The following is a 24,997-nucleotide window of genomic DNA, read 5'->3' as shown; positions in this document are numbered from 1 at the left end:
GGGCGGCCCCGTTTCGTTGTGCCAGGGAGGAAAATGCAGAGCTACCCACAGACCATCGACGGCCAGGACTGCACGATCCACTTTGTCGTGTCCTCTGTGGATCGATGGAGGTTTCTGGAGTGGGTGCGGCAACACGCGCACCGGCCGGTGGCCGTGGACACCGAGACCACCGGACTGAACTACTGGACGGATGACTTCCGGATGCGCTTGGTCCAGTTCGGCACGGCGCGAACCGTGTGGGTGCTTCCGGTCGACCGGGCCGAGCCGTGGACGCAGGACCACCGGCAGGCGGTCCGGGACGCGTTCGGGATTCTCCGTCACCTGGTGATCCACCACGCTCGCGCGGATGTGCTCTTTCTGGCCCGCGACATGGGAATGGATCCGCGGAGGCTGTGGGAGGTCACCACCGACACGCGCATCTTGGCGCACCTGATCGACCCGCGGGGCCGCGACGAAGGGGGGATTGGTCACTCGCTGAAAGCCCTTGCAGCCTCCTATGTGGACCCGAACGCGCCGGATCTGGCTGCCGAGCTGCACGCCGCGTTCCGGGCCGCCGGGTACACCATGTCGACCGGGTGGGCCAGGATCGATCTCCGACACCCCACGTATGTGCGCTACAGCGGTGGGGACGTGCTCCTCACCGCACGGCTGTATGACCGTCTGGCGGAGCTGGTCCGCGCCCGAGGACAGCAGCGGCTTGCTGACTTTGAACACACGGTGGCGCGGATCTGCGCGGAAATGGAGAACCGGGGTTTCCTGGTCGATGTCGACTACACCTGCGGCTTGGTGGACCGGCTCCGGGCCGAAGAGGAGGCGCAGACCGCCCGCGCGCGGCTGTTCGGTGTCGACAGTGTCCACGCACCGGCCCAGGTGGCCGCCGCACTGGAACGCATGGGCGAGACCCTGACCGAGCGCACCCGCACCGGCGCGGCCAAGGTGGATCAGGCGGTGCTGTTGGCATTGGCCGACCGGGATCACCGGTGGCAACGGCGCGGCGCCCGGGACCCCAACCCCCTGGCCGAGGCGGTATTGCGGGCGAAACGCGCCGCGAAGTGGCGGACTAGCTATGCCGACGCCATCCTGGAACTGCACGACGCCGAGGACCGCGTCCACCCGGGCATCGCGAGTCTGCAGGCGCGCACCGCGCGTATGGCGGTGTCCCGGCCCCCGGTACAGCAGTTGCCCGCCGGGGATCACGTAATCCGGCGATGCTTCCTGGCCGAGCCCGGACACGTGATCGGCAGCGCCGACTACCAAGCCGTGGAACTGCGAGTGTTGGCCGCGCTGAGCGGCGACCGACGCATGATCGAGGCGATCCACGCCGGCCGCGATCTCCACGGCTATACAGCATCGCTGATCTGGGGACCCGAGTGGACGCCGTATCACCGCAAGCTCGCCAAAAGCGTGGGTTTCGGCAAGGTCTACGGCGGGGGCGCGGCCACGCTAGCCCGGCAGACCGGGGCGCCGCTGGCCGACGTGGAGCGCGCCGTGCGGGCCTATGACCGCGTCTACCCCGGGGTACGCCGGTTTTCCCGCCGCGTGGTCGAGCGGGCCCGACTGGGCCGACCGGAAGTGGAAACCGTCACCGGACGGATTCTCCCCGTCGACCGACACCGGCTCTATGCGGCCACGAACTACGCCGTGCAATCGGTGGCGCGTGACGTACTCGCACAAGCACTGATCGACCTGGATCGCAAAGGGTTGGGTGAGTATCTGCGCTTGCCGATTCACGACGAGATCGTGTTTTCCGTGCCACGCGATGAGGCACACGAGATTGGGCGGGAGATTGCCGACACGATGGCCGTACCGGACTTTTTCGGGGTCCCGCTGGCCGCGGAGGTGGAGATAGGGGGCCGAAGCTGGGGAAGCCTGTACGAGGCCAGCGACAACGCCGCTGCGCCCGCTGCCTAGAAGACAAGCCACTCGCGGAGTTCGTTCGGGACGCCGGCCGACCCGGCGGCGCTTGGTCCTACTGCCGTACCTGCCACCGCGACTACCAACGCCAACGGCGACACCACCTCACCGACACCGAAATCCGGGACTTCTACGCCAGTCACGGCCACGACTGCCGGATCTGCGGAACACCAGAAAAGGAAACGGCCCACGGGAGGCTGGTCATTGACCACGACCACGCCACCGGGCTCATTCGCGGGCTTCTCTGTGACCTCTGCAATAAGGCTTTGGGGATGATCCGCGACGACGTTGTGATCTTGAAGTCGGCACTCGCCTATCTCGAACAACATGAGGAGATTCGGACCAATGACGCCGTGTAGACGCTGCGGAGCGGCGGGACGTGCCTATCGGGTGGGCCCCTACAGCGTGGTCCTCTGCCGCGAGCACGCCAAAGCACGGTTTCAGGCCCAACGGCGACGGGAGTGCGCCGCAATCCTGCGCACTTACGGGGATCTCTCGGCGCGGATGGAACAGGCACGGGCGCACTACATAGCGCTGCGCGCCATGGCCGCCGGCAACGACCCCGAGGTGAACCTGTTTCTCGCCGCCGCCGAACAGTGCGCGCTGCGCTACCTCGCGGAGTTTCCCGACCAAGCATGGCGAACGGTCGCCCGCAACGGCGACCGCGCCAAGGGCACCCACCACGCCCAACGCGCCCGTGCCCGCGGCGGCTACCGGCTGCCGATCGACGTCCCGTGGCTACGGCGCGTCTGGCGGCATGAGTGCGCGCTCTGCGGCACCAAGGACACCCGCGCGCACCTCGACCACCTGTACCCGCTGGCGGCCGGCGGAGAAGACACCCCGTGGAACGTCGCGCCGATCTGCGCAGCCGAGAACCTCAGCAAAGGGGCACGCCCCCTGTGGGACTGGCTTCCCGGCTGGTTGGCCGCGCTGGACCCCGTCACCCGCACCGCGGTGACACACCGGTGGTGTCGTAGACGAGACGAAAGGACCGCTGTTGACCACCCTTGACGAGCACACCCGCACCCTCGCCACGGCGGCCCTGGAGCTTCACCGCCTGGCCCGTGCCGTGACACCCCTGGCCTACGAAATGCCACCCGGCGCGCACACCGACGTCGTATCCGGCGTCCGACGTCCCGTGGAATCGGTCGTCTGCGCCAACGACGCCGCCGGGGTCCACGACGCCATCCGCCGGGCCCGCACCCAGACCGCGCACGCCACACGGCTGATCCAGTGCGCTCACCATGCGTTGCGCGACGCAGCCCACGCACATCGGGTTCGAGAACTAGATCACACGCCATACGCGTAGTTCCACGCTTGCCCCACCAAGTTTGCACAGCGCAACCCGAAACCGCAAAAACGGTTGTCATAACCAATGCCGTTACTGTGAGTATTTCTGTCTTGACGACAAGCGTTGATCTCGGCCGAATGGAGCCATACCCGTGATCGAACACATGTTCGAAAGGAAGAGATGAACAGAGACACGCCGCCGACCCGCGTCCCCCGTTCCCGGCACTGTCCACTGCTGATCGAGACCATCGCTGCGGACGGTTCCGGGGGGTACCGTTCGGAGTCGGCCCAGCAGGAGGCAGCGGACGCGTTTCGACGCTGGGAACACCAGGGACGCACGGTCGTCGGCGAGATCCCGGAGCAGGGCCGGCGGCTCCTGCGCACCACCTTCCCGCAGGACCGGGCCGCCGCACAGCGGGCCGGAGCGGATGACGTCATCGCCCGCGCCAACAAGGGCGACCTGCAGGGCAGGCGGGAGCTGTACGCCCGCCACGCCCCGTTCGTGATCCGGCTGGCGAACAAGCTGGACCCGAACAACCCGCACAACCGAAACCGGCCCAATCCCGTGATCGACGCGGATGACCTCCACCAGGAGGCCGTCGTGCGCATGTTGGCCCTGTGCAAGGAGGGCATTTTCACCGACCGGGTCTTTCTTGGCACGGTCGGGGTGAACCTGCGAGCGGCGATCGACTCCGACAGCTCCGTGGCGATGGATCGGCAGCGCCGACACGAGATCATCGCCGCCTGCACCCAGACCGCCGACCCGGTCACCGGGGAGGACCGGCCCCGGGAGGCGATGGCGTATGCCCGCAAGACCTACGGCATGTCCCCGGGATCATTCGTCATCGGCTACTACATCGTCCGCGCGCCCTGGGTCGCACTCGATGACGACCGCACCGGCGGTACAGCCGTCGCGGAGGCGTTAGAAGACCCGACGGGTGAAGACGCCCACCGGGCGGTGGAGGACGAGGACGAGCACGCCCGCCGCGTCCGGCTCGTCACCGCCATGTTGGCCGTGCTCACCGACCGGGAACGCGCCGCCCTGACCGGCTACTACGGGCTGGGAAAGGCCGCCCAACCGAAGACCCTGCCCGAGGTCGCCCTAGAGATGGGCGTCAGCAAGCAACGCGTCGCCGAGCTGGTCCGCGCCGCCGTCCGCAAGCTCAAGGCCGCCGTGGGCGCCTGAACCGAAAGGAGCTGATCACCACATTGGCTGAATATCGCTGCATCTTCGACCCCACCGAGACGCTCACGGTCGGCACGGACGAGAGTGGCCATGTGGTCATTGCCGCCAATCCCGGCCGTGCTACCGACGGCGACGCCCCCGGCGTGGCACTGGAGCCCGGCCACGCGCGCACCGTGGCAGCCGCCCTAAGGGACGCCTGTCTTGGTCGGGTGATCACACAGGACCTTCCCAACGGAGTGAACGTCTGGTGTGGACACTCGGACCGTCGACACGTCGCTGTGGCAGTAGGAACGGACGACGACTCCACCCTGATCTGCTTGTCCACTGAGGACGCCGATCGGATGGCCGCCGCGCTCTACACCCACGCCGCCGACACCGCACACCAAAACCAGGACGACGCACCGGACACCGAACACGCCGACGCGCTTCGCGTCCGCGCCCTGGCCTTGGCCCTGGCCGGGCAGGTGTCCGCCCTGATCCCTAGCCTCGACGTGTACGAGGCCGCCGAGTGGATCGCGGGGAACACGGCATGACCAACGACGACACCAGAACCGTCCTCCGGGTCATCAGCCCATGTGAGCACGGCATCACCCACCACATCCGCGGAGTACCACCCGGCACCCGAGAGTTCGTCACTCCCGAATGCCGCGACTCCCGGGGCATCCCCCGGACACACCCGATCACCGCCGAGCGGTACCCCACCCTCGTCCGACGGCGCTAACCAGCAGAGCCCCTGTCCCACTCACCGGTAGGGCAGGGGCTCTTTGTGTTTCCCGAGACCTTATCGACGGCTCGTACCGATCATGGTGTGATCAACACTGTGAGTAAGAGACCCAACACGCACAGATCGGCAACAGCGGGCAACACCATCAAACGAGCCGTAGGTATCGGACTCGGTGTCATCCTCGCCGGCCTGATCACCCTGATCATCATCGGCTCTCTGGTCGACCAGCCCACCACCCCCACACCGGACACCAGCACGGCAGCCGCACCACCCAGCGCCAACACGCAAGGCGAGATCAACCGCATGCAGAGCACCCATGCCGAGCTGGGCCGCTACCTCGACCAGTGCACCAACGGGCGCCGCCCCTCCTGCCAACACGCCGTAGACATGGCAGAGCTGCTACTGCAGCAACTGTCCAACGGCTCACCAGCGGCACGGGACGCCATGGCAACAGACGGGGTCACCACCGACACCGTGACCCAGCAACGCGACCGCGCCCGGACACTCGCCGGCCGGTAGAGTCACCACCCCACGGGGCAGACGCCCCGGCCAATGCAGCGGGGACCCCCGGAAGCCCACCACAGGGCGGCCGGGAGTCCCGTTTGTGTTTACAGGAGTTTCGCCAAGCGCCAGCGGAGGTAGGTGTCTGCCATCGCGGCGTTTGAGCGCCACATGGAGCTGTTGGGGTGCTGCGCAGCCCGATAGCGCCACAGGCCGGCGACGCGGGCCGCGAACGAGGTCAGCGCCTCCTCGGTGGTGAAAGACCACGACGAGATCCCGGCAGCCCACTGTTCTGCATCGCCGGGTGGGTGGCCGGCGCCGGTAAGTCGGATGACCAGGAAAGCAACGTCGACCCAGGGCGCTCCTTGAGCGGGCCAAGACCAGTCCACCACCCGCACGTCGTGGGCGTCGGGGCCAATCAGGAACTGGTGTTGGTGAAGGTCCATGTGCAGCAAGGACGGACCCGCGACGCGATTGGCTGCAGCGCTCTCCCAGTGGATCAGAGACTCAAGGTGGGTCTTGTGCCAGTTGTCTAGTCGGTCTGGTGCTTTCTCGGCAAGCGTGCGCCACGACTGGTGGCCCTCCCACCGATCGCGCAGCGGGCCAACCCCGGAGGCCGGGATGGTGGCGAGTCGCTGCATCGTGGCCGCGACTCGGGCGAGGTCTGGTGAGTGGGGGGAAAAGTCCGCCGTGCGGCCCTCGACATGTTCGAACACGACAACAAGCCAGTCCCCGACGTCGGCGTGAAACAGCACCTCGGGAGCAAGCCCGGGGGCAAGCCGGCCCGCCGTCACCTCGTGACGAAGCCACCGCATCCGGCGGTCGGCACCCTGCACACCCTTGAGGAACCGGCGTTGGCCGTCGGCCAGCCGGAGAGTGGCCGCGATGTCGCAGGTCTGGCCCCGCCCGGTGGGGATCACCGTAGCGATCGGTCCCGTGTGGGCCTGAATCGCGGCGCGAACCTGGTCGGGAAGGTCCGTCCAGTCGCGGTGTGATGGCACGTCGGTAACTCCCTCGAACGCTTTCAGGTGAGGCCAGACCAGCGAACTACCTCGCGTTACCGCCCGGGTGGCCGGGTCTCTTGGTTCTCGTTGCCGTCCGGCCCGCTGGCGCTACAGTCGTCGCTTCCGTCGCTGCATTCCGCAGCGTGAGCAGACCACAACTCCAAGTCGGGCTCAAACCCCGCCCGCCGTAGGGCCTCGATCGTGGGTGTCACACGGTCAGTCGATCCTGGCTGCCCCGGCGGGATGTCGTAGTCGTGCGGGACATGGTGGATGAACCGGACCGCCACCCGGCCACAGATAGAGCTGTACGCGCGCGTGTTGAGGAGGAGAGCGTGCCATCCCTTGTCCACCGTGTGGCTCGGGGACAGCGCGGGCTCTGGCTCCGCCGCACACGCCGCGAGGAACTTGTACGTTTCCAACGCAATCCGCTCGGCTAGCCCGCAGTCCACCTCCGGGTTGTCCCTGGTGATCCGGGCAACGTGCCAACTGAATAAGTGTTCATCAATGAGACGCTGCGGTTCGTTTGTCTCTAATGCAAGCGTCATCCTTGCAGCCTCCAACGGTTTTCCCTGCGCCCCGACTGGGCGCTACTAGACCGAGGATGCTCGGGTGAGTGAGTGTGAGCAATACGACTAATGGGCGGTCTCTTGCTTGCGGAAAAATGAATATGGGCAACCGACACTCGCCCCTCGTGGGCGCGCAAGAGGGGCGAGCAGTGGAACGTACGGGTGGAACGGGCCGCCGCCCTGAACCCATCCCCGGGGTGTGTGGGAATGGAGAGCGGCGGCCCCAGTAACGGCCAGGAGATCCCTCCCTTCAGGGTAAGAAATGGTTGGGTTCCCTACCTCCGTGTGCGACGACACGGAAGCTAAGGCCATTTATGGATGTACTCGATCAGTTCTCCACTTATGGCGGCGGCGACCGCCTGGTGTGCGCGTCCGGCGATATAGAGCAGCTCACGCGCTTGCAGCGGGGCACCCAGGCGTTCCAGCCCGTCAAGCTCGGCTGCCAGAGTCGCCGCGTGATGCCGGAACGGGCCGACCACGGCCGGCATCCCGTCGGCGTCCACCAGCTCAGCGGCGCTGATATAGATCTCAGCGCGGAGCCGGGCCAGTCGCGCGAGACTCGTGTCCCCGTGTCTCTCCCAGGTCTCGGCGTCGCGTACCGCGTTCTCCGCCCACCGAGCCAACATCGCCGTGGGTGACTCCCCGGGCTGGCGGCCCGGATACGGGAGAACAGTCGGGACTGAGCCGGTTAACTTCGGCGCCGTACCCGATTCCACCACGCGGACAGCCGTGTCACCACCCGGAACCGAGAGATCTGCGGCCAAAACACTCCTATCCAGGTTGTCACGCAAATACCAGAGCGAAGCCAGAAAACCAATATTTCTCACGGCCTCCACGTAGGGAGGTATAGTAAGGCGGAAAACTGCTAACGCCTGTACGCTCAGGCAACCTTGCCGAATGCTCGATACCGCTGCGCCCGCGTCTCAAGAGGTGTGTAGACAAGTCTGATAACGGGCTGAGTGATTTCTGGGTCGCTAGGGAGTGGTGCCACTTTTCGTCCCTGCTCGCGCTGCTGTTCCGACTCAAACAACATTGCTCTGTGGTTTACTGACGTTGTCTGTCGAGAGAGTCGACAGCTCGCCAGGATGAGAGACATTGAGCCCAGAAAGACGAGGAGCACCCCTATCAGCATTACGGGTATCACATTCAGCCCGTCATGCGGCAGTGCTGGGAAGTACGCGGCGAAACGGAGTGAACCCCGAGTGTATATCTATGTGTGGTAGTGGGTTTCCGTTGATGCGGTACATCACTCGTTGTCCGAGGAATGCGCGACGGCCATGCATCCATCGGTGATTGTGGAGGATGTACCCTTCTCCCGTCTTGAGACCGTATGTCATGGCGTGTCGACTGAGAGCATCCCGAAGAATCGGAAGGAATCGAGTGGCTTCCGGCGAGAACTGGGCCAGATCATCGAGTCGTAAACGAACTGCTATCCGACCACTACTGGCCCTACTGAAGACAGACCCGAGGTAACCTGACGCGCCGCCGAACAGGGCGGAACGCGGAGTGGAAAGAGCATGAAGCGCGTCAGGAGCTGTCTCGGCGAGATCGTCGTATACTGCCTTGCCGTCGACCACGACACACTGACCTCCACTGGCGGCTGGTTGTGCACACCCCATCATCAGCAAGCCGGGGGGCTTGTCGACGCTGGAACGGTCGGTGTGCGGAGCAAGTTCGCGCGAGCTGAACCCGAGGAACCCAGCACCGGGCGTACCCAGGTCAGCAATCGTGGTGATGCCGTTGGCTGCACTGTCCCTGTGGGGCACGATCGTGGCCAGCGAGCGAGCCAACCGCAGCAAGGTGTCCGCTTCGCTAACCCCCGTGATCAGCGCGAACCCATGTTCAGCGAGGGTCGCCACCAACGCCGCGAGACCCTCTCCTGCACGGATGTCGACTCGGTACAGATCGAAGTTCGTCATCTGGGCACCCTCCTCACCGTCGTGGGTCGGACGTGATCAGCAGAACCCCCGCTATGCCCGTAGTCCAGTGACAACCTGTCAACACGGCCGGATTCGAAGCGATCACGTCGCGACCCCTCGTGCTGCTACCTTCGCGGTGAGCCCCCAGTGCCCAGAGGAGTTGCCGGTGTCTCAGCCCGACGACCTACGACGTGCGTTCCACCTCTTCCCCATCTCCGTCAAGGGTGTTGTCGTTCGTGATGGCAAGGTGTTACTACTGCGGAACGAGCGCGAGGAGTGGGAATTGCCGGGCGGCAAGATTGAACCTGGCGAGACTCCCGAAGAGTGCGTAGCACGCGAGATTACCGAAGAGACTCAGTGGAAGGTCACCACCGGGCCGATCCTGGACTCCTGGATGTACCACATCGCGACCGCTGAGAAGGACGTGTTCATCGTGACTTACGGCTGTTACCCAGACACCGCGGCCCCTCCCGTTCTTTCCCATGAACACAAGGAAGTGGGCTTGTTTAAGGAGGGTGAGGTTCCCGAGCTGCACATGCCGGACGGGTATAAGCGGTCAATCGCAAGGTGGTTTGCTCATCTACGGGAGCAGGCCCCGGAGCTGATTGGGTAGGCCCATGCCCAGCCGACGGTGTGAGTCCTGCGGTGCTGAGCTAAGCCGCTTTGCGCTGGACCACGTATGCCCCACGTGCTACGCCACAGCCAACCGCGAGTCTCCGTCCGTCCCCGTTCAACGGCTCACGCCGGCCATGTGGCTGTGGTCCACACCGGATGCCAGCGCAGCACTCGCAACCCGCGACCTGCGAATCATTCTCCGCACCTACCGCCGGTTGAACCGACTGAGCCAAGACAGGCTCGCGGTGCTTCTCGGCTACGACAAAACGTACGTATCTATGATCGAGACCGGTCGACGGACCATTAAGGACGTGGGGACTCGTCGCCATATTGCAGGCGTTCTTGGATTGCCTGCCCATGTCCTCGGCGTCACGGACCGCGAAGACGTCGACTTTGCGGCAATGATTCAGTTTGGCGATTCCACCGTTCGTCTTGCCGAGATCGCCCGCAAGGCAGGCCGCGCTGTCGACGCGGTCAACGAGTTGTGGCCACTGGTCGCCCGACTGGAGGCACGGGTTGCCGCTGGTCATGCTGAATGGGACACACTGGTGTTGCTCGGGCAAGCCCGGACAGCCCTCGGAGTTTCGCTCGGCACCGTGCTACCCGAGGAACGGCTGAGCGCTGCTGCTCGGTGGACCGGCAAAGGACTTCTCGTTGCGGAACGGCTTGGCGACCGTGCTCTCCTGGCTCACGCCCTGCGGATGCACGGCAACGAGCTGCGCAAGGCGGAACACACCGGTGCGGCCGTGCTGAGGCTCCAACGTGCGCTCCAGGTATCCGAGGACAACGAGGGACGCGGGGCGGCTCTCGCGCTCCTCTCCCGAGCCGCTGGGGAACTCGGCGACCCCACGCTTTTTGATCAGGCCGTCAGCGCTTACCGAAACGTACTCGACCACCACGACGGGCGCGAAATGCTGTTCAACCCGTTCACCTTCCATGAGATCCACCTGCGCGGACTGATCTCCACAGCCCGCGCAGCCGAAGCCGCCCGACTACTCAACGCGGACCCAGTGAACGCGCTTCCCCTCGCACCGCAGTGGCACGTCATTGAGCGAGTCACCGCCGGAGAAGTGTTGTTGGCTGCTGGTGAGAGGGATGGGGCAACCGAAGCGCTGCGGGTGGCCCTGAAAGCAGCAGAGTCCCACAGGTTGCCCCATCAGGTTCAGCGGGCCATCCGGGCCGCAGAAACCGCCAGGCTCGATTACGTGGCTATGGAGGGGCAGGCCATCCTGCGTCGATTGCGGGACATGCTCACCCCGACGGGATAGTGGGGGTGAACCGACGGGGAGGACCCCGATAGTGGTTCTACCTCACGTCATCCAGCGATACGGTTCGCGCATGGGAAAACAGAGTGCCCCAGAACTAGAGAAGAACGACCAGGAACCCCGCGACGAGCCGGACGGCGCCCCGGCGGCCCGTGTGTAAGGCTGCCGGGGCACCCTGCGTTGTCGGCGTCAGGCGTGGACGGGTGCGGAGATGTTGCCTTCGGAGCTGAACGCCATGGTCGGGACCTGAGCCGATGGGGTGTCCGCGTGGGCGTTGGCGGGCGGGGCCGTGACCTGGTTGTGGTTGCGGTAGGCGTTCATGATCTCGGCGGAGATGCGGCCCCGGTCGGACACTGTGTGTCCGTTGGCACGTGCCCATTCCCGGATGGCCTGGAGTTTTTCCCGTCGTGCCGGGGCGGTGGTTGTGGGTGCCGGCCGACGGCGACCGATCCCGCTGGAGGCTGTCCCGGCCCGTCGTGCGGCGCCCACGAACGTGGCGAAGGCATCGCGGAGTTTGCCAGCGTTGGCCTCGGACAGGTCGATTTCGTAGGTCACGCCGTCCAGCGCGAACGTGATGGTTTCGGCGGCGGTCCCGCCGTCCATGTCGTCAATGAGCTGGACGGTGACTTTCTGCGCCATGCGTGCTCTACCGTTCTGTGTCGTCTTAACAAACAGGAGCCCCGTCCCCAACGGGGCAGGTCTGAGGGGACCGGCCCCGGCATATCTTGAGGAGAGGGGACATGCCGGGGTCGGTCGACGTGGCACGACGGGGAGACGTGCCACGTCGACAAGATTAGCCGCAGCGTCCAACCGAAAGTTTCGGCCCGCCGGCCCGTGGTCGTTCCTGGTGACGCCGAACCGGTGACTTCCCGGCAATTGTCACTGCGGCTGGCTACAGTGCCGGCCATGGATCGCCCCGGCGTGGTGCTCGGCCGCTACCTGGCCGTCGTCCTCCAGTTCGCGGGCGAGCACAAGCGGCCCCGGGAACTCGCCGGGCTGGTGGAGTTGGCGCGTGCGGTGCTATCCGGAGACGGCACGGCGCTGATCGCGTTCCTCCACACGGCGCGGAAGTGTCTCGCGGCCCACGACGCGCCGCCGGGGTTGTGGAACCATCACGATGAGGCACTCGCGGCCGTGGTCGACTTGGTGGCCGAGGGCGCCCCGCTTCGACCATGTGACGCTGGTATTCGCGCCGCGTTGGTGGCGACTTTCCACGCCACACGTGCCGCACCACAGGAATTCCGGGCGCCCTGAGATAGCTCGCAACCGCACGTGGCGGGGTGGCAGCGGATATCTTTAACAGGCTAGCCATGTAACGGAGTATCTCGAGTGGGCCGAGTAGGCGAATCCATGCGGTGGTACCGGCCGGGATGTCCGCCCTGCATGATCCTCCACGGCCGACGAAAAGAGGGGGTCGGCCGTCCATGGAGAGAGGGAGGATCAAAATTGAGAGCAGGACGCTTACGCGTGCTGACTGCCGCCGTGGCGATTGCCGGTTTAGCTCCGTTGGCAACGGTGACGGCGGCTCAGGCGAGCGAGTCAGGTCCTGCCCCTACGGGGGTGGCACACGAGATCACGGAGGCTCCGTCACAGTGCGACGGCGGCGGCGCCCCACCGGACAACGTCAACATTTTCGTTAAGCACTACTACTGGCAAGATAACTGGCTCAATCCGCCGTGCCAACGGTGCAAGGACGATGCAATCGTCTTCGCGTTCCGCGGCTTCCCGACCTGGTGCTGGGATCACGGATCAGGGGGAGCTGAATTGTGGATCGGACACATAAGGTAGGAACGGCGTGAGTCACAACCCCGACCTGCCCTAAACAGACACGGTGTATGAGGGGCGGCGGGCGAGAACATCCGGCGACCACAAAGCCCTCTTGCGCGCCGCCCCCGACACTCCGAAAGTGGACGTGTGGCACACAACCGCAACCCCGCTATCGACCAGTGGTTCCACGGTCACCAGTTCGACCAGGACCGACACCTGCTCCTTGACCTCGACCAGCTGACCGGACTCATCATCGCCTCGAACCGAGCCCCAGCACCCGACCTCACCGACGACGTTCTAACCGCCTGGTACCAGGAGTTGGCGCGCCACCGCAGGGTGCTGGCCCAGTCTGAGGCAGCATTCATCGACCAGGCACGGCGGCACGGCTGGTCATGGCAGCGCATCGCCGACGCGCTGTGGCTGCCGAACGCCGACGCGGCCCACCACCGACGCAGCACCTTGGCTGACGAGCTGGCCCGCGTCCACCAGGATGGTGGCTGGCCCGGCGGGCCGCAGTCGACAGGCCAGGACGACGAGTAGGCCAGGCTACATGGGGCCGAGCTGACAGCACCTCAGCAGCGGGAGGGGCGGCGCTACGGCTATCCCCTCTCGTTGCTGGTCACTGTGGGGCGGATTCTTCCCAACTCGTCGCAAAGGGAGAACACACCTTCCGCCCACCGGCCGGACAGCGCCCCTGCTCGTGGTACCAGCCCGCTTGGTGGCCGCGGCGATACGCCCACGGGGTCAACGCCTGTGTCCGGAGAGCAAGGCGAACGTGCACGGGCGTCGCCACACACCAGCAATACCCCTCACGAGGGCCCGGCCGCCCCGCCCTGATCGTGACCACGCTGGCCCCCACGTCGTGCGATACTCAAGACAGCATGGCGCATCACCGGGCCGCAGGTGCGGCCCCCTCCCGGATGTCCGGCGGATTGCGCTCGACGCGGCTGAGAAGGTCCATCGGCTAGCAACCCGCGACGATCCCTGGTGTCACCTATTTGGGTGCTAGTTGCTCACAAGTTATCCACACCTGTGAGTCTGTTGATCGCTAGGCTGTCATCTAGCTGTCCGGCGAAATCCTGGGAGCCCGACGCGCTCAGAGCCCTAATCGAGCGCAGGAAGCGGGCCCGGCGGCAAGCCTCCCCCACGACGGATGAAGTCAGAATGACCGCGTGGACATGCCCCGAGCAGACTTCGAAGACCTAGTAGCCGAGGCGCTTGATCTGATCCCACCAGAACTGGCGGGGCTCATGAGCAACGTCGTGGTGCTGGTCGAGGACGAACCAGAGTCAGACCCGGACCTCCTCGGGCTCTACGAGGGCGTGGCGCTGACGGAGCGGGGCACGTACTACGCCGGGGTGCTGCCGGACCGCATCACCATCTACATGGGTCCAACGCTGCGCATGTGCAGCACCCGGGACGAGGTGGTGGACGAAGTAGCGACCACAGTGGTTCATGAGGTCGGGCATCACTTCGGCATCTCTGACCAGCGACTTCATGAACTTGGGTGGGGCTAGCTCACGGGTGCTGGCGTTCGCTAAGCTACGTCCGCCAGCGTGGTGTACGACGGAACAAGCTGAACCACGGTCGTCACGACCTCGTCCACCACCTCGTCCTCGTCCCCACAGATGGCCAGGATCGGCTCCCGGAAGATGAAGATCCGGTCCGGAAGCACCCCGGCGTAGTACGTCCCGCGCTCGGTGAGGGCGATCCCCTCGTACAGCCCGAGCAGATCCGGGTCGCTCTCGTGCCGGTCCTCCACCAGCACCACCACGTTCTGCATCGCCGTGGCCAGCTCCGGCGGCACCAGGTCCAACGCCTCTGACACCAGTTCCTCGAACCGGTCCCGGGACATCTCGACCACGATCAGCCCCCGGACCCGGAACCGGCCGCCTCCGAGCTGGGCGCCGGCCCGTGCGGCGGGTGTGCCGGTGGCCGCTCCGACGGGTGCGGCACCGCGGCCGGCGGCTGCACCGGCGTCGCCGGCGTCCCCGGCCACGGCGTGCTGGTCACCGCCGGCGCCGGCTCCTTGCCCACCGTGACCTCACCACGCACGCTCCCGGTCACCGGTGCCAGCCCGCTCCCGTCCGGCAGCGGTGCCCCCAGCTTGCAGTTCACCCGGAACGATCCGGCGTTCCAGCTCTCCTGGCTGCGGTTGTCCCAGGCGATGGTGAGACCCTTCTTCCCGATGTCCTGCCCGGGCGCGTACTGCTTGGCCATCGCAGTACACGCGTTCAGCAGCGCCTCGTCCTGCTTCTTCTGCTCCGGGAAGCCCTCGTGGAACTGTGCGCCGAGGTCCACCACGCCGATGATCTCGAACGAGTGCGGCTTGTCGCAGGACACCGGGTCGTACACGCTCTTGCCGCTGATCCCGAGGCAGATCCCCGCCTCGTGCACGTCGGACTGGTCCTGCGTCGACACCGCCCCGATCACCGGGTAGACCGCGCCCGACGGCAACGGCACCTGCAGGCCGCACCGCATCTGCCGGTCCCCGTTCCGCCACTCCTCCTGGGTAGGGAGCAGCACGCTGAGCTTGAACCGCCCCTGCGGGTCGAACTTCCCGGACAGGTACTGGTTGGCGACCGGCGCGCACCGCTCCTGCTGGAGCTGCAACCACTGGTCGGTCTTCGGGAACGGGGCGTCCTTACCGAACACGCCCGCGACGTCCACGTTCCCGATGAGCTCGAACAGGTGCTTCTCGGTGCACGGCACCTGCCGGATATCGGACTTGTCGTCCCGGGTCCAGTTCAGGCACGCCCCCGCCGGCGCGGAGAACGCCTCCGCCCGCGCCGATGCCTCGGCCGCCCGCGCACGCTGCGCCGCGCCACCACTGCCGATCACGTCCCAGGACAGGACGGTGCTGATGGTGATGGCGAGGATCGCACCGGCGAACCCCCCGAGCATGACCAGCCGGGTGCTCGCAGTGCGTCCGTTGCCCAACAGTGCTTCACCGCGCGAGCCCATCTCCTCCATCATGCCGGGTGGGGGTGTACCCGGCGGCTGTTCGGGTGACATGCGTTGCTTTTTGTGGGCGTGCCCCCGCCCGACCGAGGACATGGGTACGGTGCGGCCCGGGGAGTGGCTGATGACTGACCATGACAGGAGCGGGCCCGGGCAGGGGCCGGAACCACCCGACAGCGGGCCAGATGGTCGCCCGTTCGGGCAACCGACGCCGGCCGGTGGTGCGCAACCGCCCGGCCCCGGCCAGACACCGTGGCCCGGCGGTACCCCCGGCGCGGACCAACCACCGGGCGCGGGACAGCCGGCAGACCCCGGGCAACCCGCACCGGCCGGCCCACCGGCCCCACCGCGTCGCGGAAGCGTGCAGTTCCAGGATCCGGGGACCACGCGCCCCCGCCCGCCCACCCTGGCCGAGCAGAAGGCCCGCCAGCGTGCCGAGGCACGGGAGCGCGAGCAGCAGCAGGCTGAGCTGGCGCGTGCCGAACACCGGGCCAAGATCCGCCGCCGGGTACTGATCGGCAGCGGCGTCACGGTGGGCGTGGTCGCCCTCATCGCGATCTCCTACGCCGCCACCCGACCCCAGCAGGTCACCGCCCACTGCGTGCAGCAGGACGGCACCGTCGTCGACGACCAGTACTGCGACGAGTCCTACGTCCGCAGCCACGGTGGCCACGTCGGCGGCGGGATCATCTTCCTGCCCGGTGGTGGCCAGTACTACTACAACTACGGCGGGACCGGCCGCGTCGGCGACAAGATCAGCGGCGGCTCCACCGTGAAACCACAGGGCGCCGAGGTCAAGACCCAGTCGGGCAAGACGATCCAGCGCGGCGGGTTCGGCATCAAGGGCAGCAGCGGGAGCTGAGGGGCGGAGCTGAGACGACTTGCGGCGCGAGATCCTCGAACCACGCCGTGACTGGGAGCGGCGGGTCGCCGAGCAGGGCCTGGTCTTCGGCTCCCCGTCCACCCACGCGGACGGCTCGTACCGGCCGTACTGGGACGAGTCGGTGCACTACGTCTTCGAAATGGACGAGGTGCTCTCGATGGAGGCCGACGTCGAGTTGCTGCACTCGATGTGCCTGGAGGCGGTCGACACCATCGTCACAACCGAGCGGTACCGCGACTTCGGCATCCCGGAATGGTTGTGGCCGGCGATCGCCGACTCCTGGCGGCGTCGCGACCCGCACCTCTACGGCCGCTTCGACCTGCGCTACGACGGCAGCGGGCCGGCCAAGCTCCTGGAGTACAACGCCGACACCCCGACCGCGCTGCTGGAGGCCGCGGTCGTGCAGTGGCACTGGCTGACCGACACCCACGACGGTGACGACCAGTGGAACTCGCTGCACGAGCGGCTGGTCGAGCAATGGGGCGAGATCGCCGGCCGGCTGCCCTCCGGCGAGGTGCACTTCACCTGGTCGGCCGGGGACCAGACCGGCGAGGACCACCTGACCGTGGCCTACCTGCAGGAGACGGCGGCCGAAGCCGGCCTGGACACGGTGGGCCTGGCGCTGGAGGAGGTCGGCTGGGACAGCCAGCTGCACCGGTTCGTCGACCTCGCCGAGGCGCCGATGCGGACGATCTTCAAGCTCTACCCCTGGGAGTGGGTCGTCGAGGAGGAGTTCGGCAAGTACGCCGTCGAGTCCCTGCCGGGAACGATGTGGCTGGAGCCGTTGTGGAAGATGATGCTCTCCAACAAGGCGCTGCTGGCCGTGCTGTGGGAGATGTACCCCGGGCACCCCAACCTGTTGCCGGCCTACCTCGACGAGCCGGGCATGCTCACCGAGTACGTGCGCAAGCCCAAGCTCGGCAGGGAAGGCGCCAACATCCAGATCGTGGCGCCCGGGTACGAGCACGCCACCGGCGGCATGTACGGCGAGGAGGGCTACGTCTACCAGCTCTTCGACCCGCTGCCCGAGTTCGACGGGATGCGTCCGGTGCTGGGCGCCTGGATCGTCGGTGACGGTTCCGCGGGGCTCGGCATCCGGGAGACGACCGGCCTGGTGACCGACGACGGCGCGGCGTTCGTACCGCACCGCATCCCGCGGCCGTAGGGTCCCGGCGAGATCGGCAAACCGACCAGAACGGACAGCGGCCCGCGGGCTTTCGCGACCGACAACGCCCAGCCGTCCGAGGATCGAGGAGGCACCAAGTGACGATGTACTCGCACGCCGCGCAGCACGGCCTGGCGTTGCAGGAGGGCTTCGCCGGGTTCATCGGGCGTGGCGTCGGAGCCATCGTGCTGTACGCCCTGGTGGGCCTGTTCCTGATGTTGGTCGGCTTCTACGCGATCGACCTGACCACCCCCGGGCGGCTCGGCCAGCTCGTCCGGGAGGGGCGCCCCAACGCCGTCGTGGTGACCTCGGCCGGCCTGGTCAGCATGGCGTTCATCGTCGTCGTGGCCATCTTCAACGCCGGGGGACGGCTTTTCGAGGGCCTGCTCTCGGCGTTGATCTTCGGTCTGGTCGGCGTGATCGTGCAGGTGCTGGCGGTGCGGTTGCTGGAGTGGGTGACCCGGATCGAGGTCCGGGCGGTCATCCGGGCCGAGCACTACGCCCCGGCGAGCCTCGTGGTCGCGGCCGCGCACGTCGCGCTCGGCCTGGTCGTCGCGGTCGCGATCTCCTGACGTGGCCGAAGCGTCCACCGCTGCTGGCCGCCGGGAACGACCTTGTTGGCGGCGACTAGGCTGACCTGCCGTGATTGACCTCAAGACGCTCCGCGAGGACCCGGACGCCGTGCGCGCCTCCCAGCGGGCGAGGGGCGAGGACCCCGCGCTGGTGGACGCGCTGCTCGCCGCCGACGAGCGGCGCCGCTCCGCCGCGTCCCGGGCCGACTCCTTGCGCGCCGAGCAGAAGCAGCTCGGCAGGCAGGTGGGCAGGGCACAGGGTGATGAGCGCGCGGCGTTGCTGGCCAAGGCCAAGGAGCTGGCCGCCGAGGTCAGGGCCGCCGAGGCCGAGCAGGGCGAGGCGGAGAGCGCGTTCGTCGTGGCACACCGGCAGGTGTCCAACGTCGTCGAGGGGGGCGCCCCGGCCGGCGGCGAGGACGACTACGTCGTGCTCAAGCACGTCGGGACGCCGCCCGGGTTCGACTTCACCGCGCGCGACCACCTGGAGCTGGGTGAGCGCATCGGCGCGATCGACGTGGAGCGCGGGGCCAAGGTGTCCGGCGCGCGCTTCTACTTCCTCACCGGGATCGGCGCCCAGCTCGAGCTGGCGCTGTTGAACCTGGCGATGCAGCAGGCGGTCGCCGCCGGCTTCGTGATGATGGTGCCACCGGTGCTGGTGCGGCCGGAGGTCATGGAGGGCACCGGGTTCCTTGGTGCCCACGCCGGCGAGGTCTACCGGCTGCGGGACGACGACCTGTACCTGGTCGGTACCTCCGAGGTGCCGCTTGCCGGCTACCACGCCGGCGAGATCATCGACCTGTCCGCCGGCCCCCGCCGGTACGCCGGCTGGTCGTCCTGTTTCCGCCGCGAGGCCGGCTCGTACGGCAAGGACGTGCGCGGCATCATCCGCGTCCACCAGTTCAACAAGGTCGAGATGTTCTCCTACTGCCGGCCGGAGGAGGCGCACGACGAGCACCTGCGCCTGCTGGCCTGGGAGGAGGAGATGCTCGCCAAGGTCGAGCTGCCCTACCGCGTGATCGACGTGGCCGCGGGCGACCTCGGGGCGAGCGCGGCCCGGAAGTACGACTGCGAGGCGTGGTTGCCGTCGCAGCAGACCTACCGCGAGGTCACCTCGACCTCGAACTGCACGACCTTCCAGGCGCGGCGGTTGTCCGTGCGGTACCGGGACCCCAACGGCCGGCCGCAGATCGCGGCCACGCTCAACGGGACGCTGGCGACCACGCGGTGGATCGTGGCGATCCTGGAGAACCACCAGCTGGCCGACGGGTCGGTGCGGGTGCCCGAGGCGTTGCGTCCCTTCCTGGGCGGCAGCGAGGTGCTGGAACCCCTCGCCTGAGAGCCATCCTTTTGGCGCGGGGGCCTTCCGGAGCTCTCTCCGCCTTCTGGAAGTCGGTCATCGGCACTGGCCGCGGACGATGCGGGTCATGAACCAGCCACCGAACTCGATCGTGACGATCGAAAGCAGCACCACGCCGGCCACGTAACGGCTCGCGTCGCTCAGGATCAGGGTGTGCATGGCGGCCCTCCGGGCGGTTCGTGGTGGGGATGACGAGTGGCGATTCCTACCCGCTCGGCCTACGGCGGTCCAGTGACGCTGTTGTGTAACAGCGTCACGACCTGTCTCGTCAATGCCGAATTCGCCCGTGGTGAGCATCACTGCTGTCTCATATGAGACATATGTGTCTCAATCGTGTTAGCGTTGTCTCATGTCCGCCAGCAAGGAAGAGATCCTCCGTGCCGCCGCGCACCTGCTGCCCCGACGCCCCAACGCGTCGATGGCCGAGGTGGCGGCGGCCGCCGGCATCAGCCGCGCCACCCTGCACCGGATCATCCCGAGCCGGGAGCGGCTGGTGGAGGAGCTGTGCCGGATGGCGCTGCGGGAGGCGCTCGCCGCGCTGGACCGGGCCCGTCCCGAGGAGGGTGACCCGGCGGACGCGGTGCGCCGCGTTGTCGAGGAGCTGCTGCCGATCGCGGACCTGTACGCGATGTTGAGCTCGGAAAGCCAGCTGTGGGAGGTCTTCGAGCAGGACGAGGGCTGGGTGGACTGGGGTGAGCGGCTCGTCGCGTTGTTCCGCCGCGGCCAGGAGCGCGGTCGGTTCCGGGTGGACATGTCCGCGGAGTGGCTGGCCGACGCGCTCGGCGCGTTGCTCATCGGCGCCGGGTGGGCGGCGCTGGACGGTCGCCTGGCCGACCGGGAGACCCGGCGGGCGGTGGCCGAGCTGTTGTTGACCGGAGCAGTACGGGGGGAAGGATGATCACCGCGAGTCGGGCGCCGACGCGGGTCGGTGCGGGACGCTGGGTGGCGCTGGCCGCCCTGGGACTTGCCACGCTCGTGATCGCGGTCGACGCCACCGTGCTCGGCTTGGCGGTGCCACACCTGACCGAGGAACTCGGCCCCAGCAACACCGAGCTGCTGTGGATCGGCGACATCTACTCGTTCGTCCTGGCCGGCCTGCTCGTCACGATGGGCACCGTGGGCGACCGGATCGGCCGGAAGCGGTTGCTGCTGGTCGGATCGACCGGTTTCGGGCTCGCCTCGTTGCTCGCCGCCTACGCGCCCATGCCCGCGCTGCTCATCGCGGCCCGGGCACTGCTGGGTGTCGCGGGCGCGACGCTCATGCCGTCGACGTTGTCGTTGATCCGCAACATCTTCCCGGATGACCGCGAGCGAGTGGTCGCCGTCGGGTTGTGGGGAGCGATGGCCACCGGCGGTGCCGCGCTCGGCCCGTTGGTGGGCGGCGCGCTGCTCGAGCGGTTCTGGTGGGGGTCGGTCTTTCTCATCAACGTGCCCGTGATGGCGGTCGTCGTGCTCGTCGGCGCGTTCGTGCTGCCCGAGTCGAAGGACCCGAACCCGGGACGCTGGGACATGCCGAGCGTCGGGCTGTCGATGGTCGGCATGGTCGCTGTCGTCTACGCCATCAAGGAGACCGCGCACGGCGGGCTGAGCATCGGCGTCCTGCTCGCCGTGATGGCGGGAATCGCCTGCCTGATGGGGTTCGCCAGCCGGCAGCTTCGGCTGGCGCGGCCGATGATCGACGTCAGGCTGTTCGCCAACCCGCGCTTCAGCGGCGCGGTCCTCGCAAACGGGCTGTCGATCGCCGGTCTGGCCGGGATTGCGTTCTTCATGTCCCAGTTCTTCCAGATCGTGCAAGGGAGTGGGCCGCTGGGCGCTGGGCTTCGCGAACTGCCGTTGTCGATCGTCGCGATGATCGCGGGTGTCCTCGCTGGGGCTGCCGCGGCACGAACCAGCGTGCGCGCGGTGGTCGTCGGAGGAACCGCGTGGTCCGGCGTGGCACTGGCGGCGATCGTCGGCCTGCGGATCGACACCCCCTACCCGTGGATTGCGTTGATCCTGCTGGTGATCGGGGCGGGTGCCGGGCTCGCGATGACCCTGACCGCGAACCTGGTGCTGTCCGCCGTCCCGAAGGAGAAGGCCGGTGCGGCATCGGCGGTGTCGGAGACGGCATACGAGCTTGGGGCCGCGCTGGGGATCGCGGTCCTGGGTTCGGTGTTGGCCGGTACCTATCGCTCCTCGCTCGAGCTCCCGCCGGGCACGCCGCAGGACGCCGTGGGAGCGGTGAGCGACTCGCTGGCCAACGCGGCCCGCGTCGCACACCAGATTGGTGGCGAGATGGGCGAAGCGGTGCTTTCCGCCGCCCGCAACGCGTTCGTGGAAGGGATGCAGGTGACCGGGTTGGTCTCCGGTGTGGTCCTGCTGATCGCCGCGACCGCAACGCACTTCCTGCTCGGTGGGCGGGAAAACGCGCGCCGAATCCGGGGTCGGCGCGAGCTACCGCCCGTCGGGGGTCTCCTGGCGCCGGACGGGCGGTAGTGCACGACCTGGGAACTGATGACGCCTCGGCTCGCAACCGGCCAATTGCCCGGCCGTGGTACTCAGCTGAGCCGATCGGCGAGCTCGACGAGGCGCGCGGTGGGCTCCAAACGACGAATCCACCGTGTGGGCAAGGCTTTCGCGCCATTGCGTGCACCGGCGAGCGCCCCGGCCATGCTGGCGATCGTGTCGGTGTCTCCGCCGATGTGGATGGCGTAGCGGATCGTCTCGGCGGAGTCATCGGGGTTGCGGAGAAACGCCAGAACGGCGGTGGGTACCGATTCCAGCGCCGCGACGCCGTTGCCCAGTATGGCTCCCGCGTGTTGCGGAGTGGAGCGACGGGTCAGCAGCTCAGCGATGCGATCGAGCTTGTCCTGCCATGCGGGCGCATGGACGACCTGGCCGAGACCCTGGAGGAACAGTGTGCTGTCCAGCGGAGTCGCCGGATCGCTGCACAGCGCGAGAAACGCGGCCGCGGCCTGGAGCGCGGCGCCGTGCTGGGCGTCGGGGTGCGCGTGGCTGACCACCGCGCTGCGATAGCCGAGTTCGACGGTGTGCTGGAGGCTCCTGCCGACCAGGGCGACCGGTGCGACCCGCATGGCGGCCCCGTTCCCGAACGAACCCTCGCCGCCGAAGATGGCGCGGCTCGCCCTGTGCCACGGCACGCCCTCGTGGATGAGGCCGAAGACCTCGATGATGCCGCCGCCGAACCCGCGCCACGGCTCCCGCCGCCATGCCTCGGCGAACCGCTGGGCGAGGGTGTCCTCATCGATCGCGTCGTCGAGCGGGTTCGCCGCCCGGCGGGCGGCCAGATGCTCGGCGAGCGCCAGGGTGAGTGCGGTGTCGTCGGTGTGGACGAGGTTGCTGGGCGCCTCCTCCTCGGCGGTGAGGGTCGCGGAACCGACACGGGATCGGCCCTCGAAGGGGGCGCCCAGGGCGTCGCCGAGTCCTGCTCCCAGCAGAAGCCCACGGCACTTGTCGTTGCGGGTGACAGCCACACCCCACAACCTAATCTGACGTAACTGTTGTTTTTGGCCTACCGGAACGGCCGGGGTGGGCCACCGCCCTGCTCCGGCGCCCCACCCCAGTGCTCGTTCAGTGGGTGCTGGTGAGCTGTCCGGACAGCTTGGCGTGCAGCTGCTCGCTGTGCGGGTTCAACCCGACGATCTCGGCCTCGATCCCGCGGGAGGCGAACTTGGCCGTTACCGCGTCGAGGGTCGCCACGGCCGAGCTGTCCCAGACGTGGGCGTCGGAGAGGTCGATGACCACCTTGTCGACGTCGTCGCCGTAGTTGAAGCAGTGCATGAGCTCGTTGCTGGAAGCGAAGAACAGCTCACCGGTGACGGCGTAGATGCGGATGCGGCCGTCCGGATCGAGCACGCTGGACACGTCGGCGAGGTGCGCGACCCGGCGGGCGAAGAAGATCGCTGCCAGCAGCACGCCGGCGATGACGCCGAGGGCGAGGTTGTCCGTGGCGACCACGATCGCGACGGTCACCAGTACGACCGCGGTCTCGCTCCTGGGGGTGCGGCGCAGTGTGGCGGGCTTGATGCTGGACCAGTCGAAGGTGCTGATCGCGACGAAGATCATGACCGCGGCCAGTGCGGCCATCGGGATCACCGAGACGACCGGGCCGAGCACCAGGACCAGGATCAGCAGGAACACACCGGCCGACAGGGTGGAGAGCCGCGTCCGCCCACCCGACTTGATGTTGATCATCGACTGCCCGATCATCGCGCAGCCCGCCATCCCGCCGAGAAAGCCGGTGGCGATGTTGGCGATGCCCTGACCGCGGACCTCCATCCCCTTGCGGGAGGGGGTGTCGGTGAGGTCGTCGATGAGTTGAGCGGTCATCAACGACTCCAGCAGGCCGACCAGGGCGAGCGTGAGTGCGTAGGGGGCGACGATCTGCAGCGTCTCGAGCGTGAAGGGTATCGCCGGGATGCCCAGCACCGGCAGTGCGTTCGGCAGCTCACCCATGCCGCCCACGGTCGGCACAGTGACGTGCAGGGCGACCGTCAGTGCGGTGATCACCACGATTGCCACCAGCGGCGCGGGAACGAGCTTGGTGAGCTTCGGGAACAGGTAGATGATCAGCAGGCCCAGCGCGACCATGCCGACCGTCGCCCACCCGCCGCGGAGAACGTGCGGGATCTGTGCGACGAACAGCAGGATCGCCAGCGCGTTGACGAAGCCGACCATCACGGTGCGGGGCACGAACCGCATGAGCTTGTGCACGCCGACCAGCCCGAACAGGATCTGGAAGACACCGGTGACGATGGTGGCGGCGAACAGGTATTGGACACCGTGGTCCCGGACCAGCGGCACCATCACCAACGCCATCGCCCCGGTGGCGGCGGAGATCATGCCGGGCCGGCCACCGGCGAAGGCGATGATGATCGCGATGCTAAACGAGGCGTAGAGGCCGACCTTGGGGTCGACACCGGCGATGATCGAGAAGGACAACGCCTCCGGGATCAACGCCAGCGCGACGACCAGGCCGGACAGCAGATCGGCGCGGGGATTGGCAAACCAGCTCGCCCGGATCCGGGACGGCACGGGCGGCCGCGTGGTGGCGGTGCGGGACGACATCGTTACCTCAGTTCGGGCGCGTGGGACCACGGGGGCTCGCGCGGGGCGGGCAGGGCAAGGCGTGTTCCACCCGCGCCCGGCATCGGGCGCGGGTCATGGGCCGGCGCCGTTGCCGGCAAGTTTTGTGTTGGGTGCGGCAGGGCGTGGGATTGTGCGGAAAACAGGTTTCGACACCGCGAGGTGACGGGCGAAGCGAGCATCGCTACGCGGTGGCAAGGTGCGCAGCGAAGCCCGGAGCCGA

Annotated in this window: 28 protein-coding genes and 1 pseudogene; 19 read left to right on the top strand and 10 right to left on the bottom strand. The window is 67.5% G+C overall.

Going from position 1 to position 24,997, the window contains the following annotated elements; genetic code table 11:
• Positions 1–33 precede the first annotated feature (33 nt).
• The 8 genes from IEY55_RS09300 (at position 34) to IEY55_RS09265 (ending at position 5,633) form a co-directional block, all read left to right on the top strand.
• Positions 34–1,911, top strand: coding sequence for a DNA polymerase (locus IEY55_RS09300; RefSeq protein ID WP_189056032.1), 1,878 nt, complete (start codon positions 34–36; stop codon positions 1,909–1,911).
• Positions 1,860–2,273, top strand: coding sequence for an endonuclease domain-containing protein (locus IEY55_RS32960; RefSeq protein ID WP_189056144.1), 414 nt, complete (start codon positions 1,860–1,862; stop codon positions 2,271–2,273). Before IEY55_RS09300 ends, IEY55_RS32960 begins: the two co-directional genes overlap by 52 nt.
• Positions 2,260–2,925, top strand: coding sequence for an HNH endonuclease signature motif containing protein (locus tag IEY55_RS09290; protein WP_189056030.1), 666 nt, complete (start codon positions 2,260–2,262; stop codon positions 2,923–2,925). The genes IEY55_RS32960 and IEY55_RS09290 overlap by 14 nt, the downstream gene beginning before the upstream one ends.
• Positions 2,912–3,223, top strand: a complete 312-nt coding sequence (locus tag IEY55_RS09285) for a hypothetical protein (protein WP_189056028.1) — start codon at positions 2,912–2,914, stop codon at positions 3,221–3,223. Before IEY55_RS09290 ends, IEY55_RS09285 begins: the two co-directional genes overlap by 14 nt.
• Before the next feature lie 162 nt (positions 3,224–3,385).
• Positions 3,386–4,390 (top strand): sigma factor-like helix-turn-helix DNA-binding protein, encoded by a 1,005-nt coding sequence (locus IEY55_RS09280; RefSeq protein ID WP_189056027.1) that lies wholly within the window; start codon positions 3,386–3,388, stop codon positions 4,388–4,390.
• Between the two features lie 23 nt (positions 4,391–4,413).
• Positions 4,414–4,923 carry a hypothetical protein gene (locus IEY55_RS09275; RefSeq protein WP_189056025.1) on the top strand — a complete coding sequence of 170 codons (510 nt, stop codon included), beginning with the start codon at positions 4,414–4,416 and terminating at the stop codon, positions 4,921–4,923.
• The gene (locus tag IEY55_RS09270) at positions 4,920–5,111 is read left to right on the top strand and encodes a hypothetical protein (RefSeq protein WP_189056024.1); all 192 of its coding nucleotides are present in this window, start codon (positions 4,920–4,922) and stop codon (positions 5,109–5,111) included. Before IEY55_RS09275 ends, IEY55_RS09270 begins: the two co-directional genes overlap by 4 nt.
• 99 nt (positions 5,112–5,210) lie before the next feature.
• Positions 5,211–5,633 (top strand): hypothetical protein, encoded by a 423-nt coding sequence (locus tag IEY55_RS09265; RefSeq protein ID WP_189056022.1) that lies wholly within the window; start codon positions 5,211–5,213, stop codon positions 5,631–5,633.
• Between the two features lie 89 nt (positions 5,634–5,722).
• Here IEY55_RS09265 and IEY55_RS09260 read toward each other — a convergent pair whose 3' ends face one another.
• The 4 genes from IEY55_RS09260 to IEY55_RS09250 form a co-directional block, all read right to left on the bottom strand.
• Positions 5,723–6,616 (bottom strand): phosphotransferase family protein, encoded by an 894-nt coding sequence (locus IEY55_RS09260; RefSeq protein WP_189056020.1) that lies wholly within the window; start codon positions 6,614–6,616, stop codon positions 5,723–5,725.
• A 56-nt stretch (positions 6,617–6,672) separates the two neighbouring features.
• Positions 6,673–7,164, bottom strand: coding sequence for a UCP032817 domain-containing protein (locus IEY55_RS33290; protein ID WP_505735177.1), 492 nt, complete (start codon positions 7,162–7,164; stop codon positions 6,673–6,675).
• A gap of 323 nt (positions 7,165–7,487) precedes the next feature.
• Positions 7,488–7,811: a hypothetical protein gene (locus IEY55_RS09255; RefSeq protein ID WP_189056018.1), complete on the bottom strand. Its 324-nt coding sequence runs from the start codon at positions 7,809–7,811 to the stop codon at positions 7,488–7,490.
• 528 nt (positions 7,812–8,339) lie between these two features.
• On the bottom strand, positions 8,340–9,104 hold the full coding sequence (locus IEY55_RS09250) for a TauD/TfdA family dioxygenase (RefSeq protein ID WP_189056016.1): 765 nt from the start codon (positions 9,102–9,104) through the stop codon (positions 8,340–8,342).
• Positions 9,105–9,270: 166 nt separating this feature from the next.
• Between IEY55_RS09250 and IEY55_RS09245 the strand changes: the two genes are divergently transcribed.
• Together IEY55_RS09245 and IEY55_RS09240 are read left to right on the top strand one after the other, a co-directional pair.
• Complete coding sequence (locus IEY55_RS09245; protein ID WP_229686212.1) at positions 9,271–9,717, top strand: NUDIX hydrolase; 447 nt, start codon at positions 9,271–9,273, stop codon at positions 9,715–9,717.
• Between the two features lie 136 nt (positions 9,718–9,853).
• The gene (locus IEY55_RS09240) at positions 9,854–10,987 is read left to right on the top strand and encodes a helix-turn-helix domain-containing protein (RefSeq protein WP_229686211.1); all 1,134 of its coding nucleotides are present in this window, start codon (positions 9,854–9,856) and stop codon (positions 10,985–10,987) included.
• A gap of 294 nt (positions 10,988–11,281) precedes the next feature.
• Here the strand turns inward: IEY55_RS09240 and IEY55_RS09235 are convergent.
• Positions 11,282–11,623 (bottom strand): annotated as a pseudogene (locus IEY55_RS09235) (histone-like nucleoid-structuring protein Lsr2); the annotation flags it as partial.
• 267 nt (positions 11,624–11,890) lie between these two features.
• Between IEY55_RS09235 and IEY55_RS09230 the strand changes: the two are divergent.
• From IEY55_RS09230 to IEY55_RS09220, 3 genes are all read left to right on the top strand, one after another.
• Positions 11,891–12,238, top strand: a complete 348-nt coding sequence (locus tag IEY55_RS09230) for a hypothetical protein (protein WP_189056009.1) — start codon at positions 11,891–11,893, stop codon at positions 12,236–12,238.
• 660 nt (positions 12,239–12,898) lie between these two features.
• Entirely contained in the window at positions 12,899–13,291 is a 393-nt protein-coding gene (locus IEY55_RS09225; RefSeq protein WP_189056007.1) for a hypothetical protein, read from the top strand.
• A 638-nt stretch (positions 13,292–13,929) separates the two neighbouring features.
• Positions 13,930–14,268: a metallopeptidase family protein gene (locus IEY55_RS09220; RefSeq protein WP_189056142.1), complete on the top strand. Its 339-nt coding sequence runs from the start codon at positions 13,930–13,932 to the stop codon at positions 14,266–14,268.
• 20 nt (positions 14,269–14,288) lie between these two features.
• Here IEY55_RS09220 and IEY55_RS09215 read toward each other — a convergent pair whose 3' ends face one another.
• Positions 14,289–14,618 carry a metallopeptidase family protein gene (locus tag IEY55_RS09215; RefSeq protein WP_189056140.1) on the bottom strand — a complete coding sequence of 110 codons (330 nt, stop codon included), beginning with the start codon at positions 14,616–14,618 and terminating at the stop codon, positions 14,289–14,291.
• A complete protein-coding gene (locus IEY55_RS09210) occupies positions 14,618–15,766 on the bottom strand; it encodes a septum formation family protein (protein ID WP_229686210.1) in 1,149 nt (382 codons plus the stop codon). Before IEY55_RS09210 ends, IEY55_RS09215 begins: the two co-directional genes overlap by 1 nt.
• A gap of 70 nt (positions 15,767–15,836) precedes the next feature.
• On the opposite strand from IEY55_RS09210, the gene IEY55_RS09205 reads away from it, so the two are divergent.
• From IEY55_RS09205 to serS, 4 genes are all read left to right on the top strand, one after another.
• Entirely contained in the window at positions 15,837–16,574 is a 738-nt protein-coding gene (locus tag IEY55_RS09205; protein WP_308424738.1) for a hypothetical protein, read from the top strand.
• Between the two features lie 19 nt (positions 16,575–16,593).
• The gene (locus IEY55_RS09200; RefSeq protein WP_189056005.1) at positions 16,594–17,760 is read left to right on the top strand and encodes a glutathionylspermidine synthase family protein; all 1,167 of its coding nucleotides are present in this window, start codon (positions 16,594–16,596) and stop codon (positions 17,758–17,760) included.
• A gap of 104 nt (positions 17,761–17,864) precedes the next feature.
• Positions 17,865–18,332 carry a DUF350 domain-containing protein gene (locus IEY55_RS09195; RefSeq protein WP_189056134.1) on the top strand — a complete coding sequence of 156 codons (468 nt, stop codon included), beginning with the start codon at positions 17,865–17,867 and terminating at the stop codon, positions 18,330–18,332.
• A 70-nt stretch (positions 18,333–18,402) separates the two neighbouring features.
• Complete coding sequence (gene serS / locus IEY55_RS09190) at positions 18,403–19,668, top strand: serine--tRNA ligase (protein WP_189056003.1); 1,266 nt, start codon at positions 18,403–18,405, stop codon at positions 19,666–19,668.
• Positions 19,669–19,725: 57 nt separating this feature from the next.
• On the opposite strand, the gene IEY55_RS32530 is transcribed toward serS, so the two are convergent.
• Positions 19,726–19,848 (bottom strand): hypothetical protein, encoded by a 123-nt coding sequence (locus IEY55_RS32530; RefSeq protein ID WP_268239292.1) that lies wholly within the window; start codon positions 19,846–19,848, stop codon positions 19,726–19,728.
• 190 nt (positions 19,849–20,038) lie between these two features.
• On the opposite strand from IEY55_RS32530, the gene IEY55_RS32525 reads away from it, so the two are divergent.
• On the top strand, positions 20,039–20,587 hold the full coding sequence (locus IEY55_RS32525; RefSeq protein WP_189056001.1) for a TetR family transcriptional regulator: 549 nt from the start codon (positions 20,039–20,041) through the stop codon (positions 20,585–20,587).
• Positions 20,584–22,164, top strand: coding sequence for an MFS transporter (locus tag IEY55_RS09180; protein ID WP_189055999.1), 1,581 nt, complete (start codon positions 20,584–20,586; stop codon positions 22,162–22,164). The genes IEY55_RS32525 and IEY55_RS09180 overlap by 4 nt, the downstream gene beginning before the upstream one ends.
• Before the next feature lie 62 nt (positions 22,165–22,226).
• Here IEY55_RS09180 and IEY55_RS09175 read toward each other — a convergent pair whose 3' ends face one another.
• Complete coding sequence (locus IEY55_RS09175; RefSeq protein WP_189055997.1) at positions 22,227–23,162, bottom strand: ADP-ribosylglycohydrolase family protein; 936 nt, start codon at positions 23,160–23,162, stop codon at positions 22,227–22,229.
• A 97-nt stretch (positions 23,163–23,259) separates the two neighbouring features.
• Entirely contained in the window at positions 23,260–24,756 is a 1,497-nt protein-coding gene (locus tag IEY55_RS09170) for a SulP family inorganic anion transporter (protein WP_189055995.1), read from the bottom strand.
• Positions 24,757–24,997: the final 241 nt, after the last annotated feature.

It is taken from the genome of Longimycelium tulufanense, assembly GCF_014645795.1.
GTDB classification, from domain to species: domain Bacteria; phylum Actinomycetota; class Actinomycetes; order Mycobacteriales; family Pseudonocardiaceae; genus Longimycelium; species Longimycelium tulufanense.
This window is presented reverse-complemented; position numbering and strand designations above follow the sequence as displayed.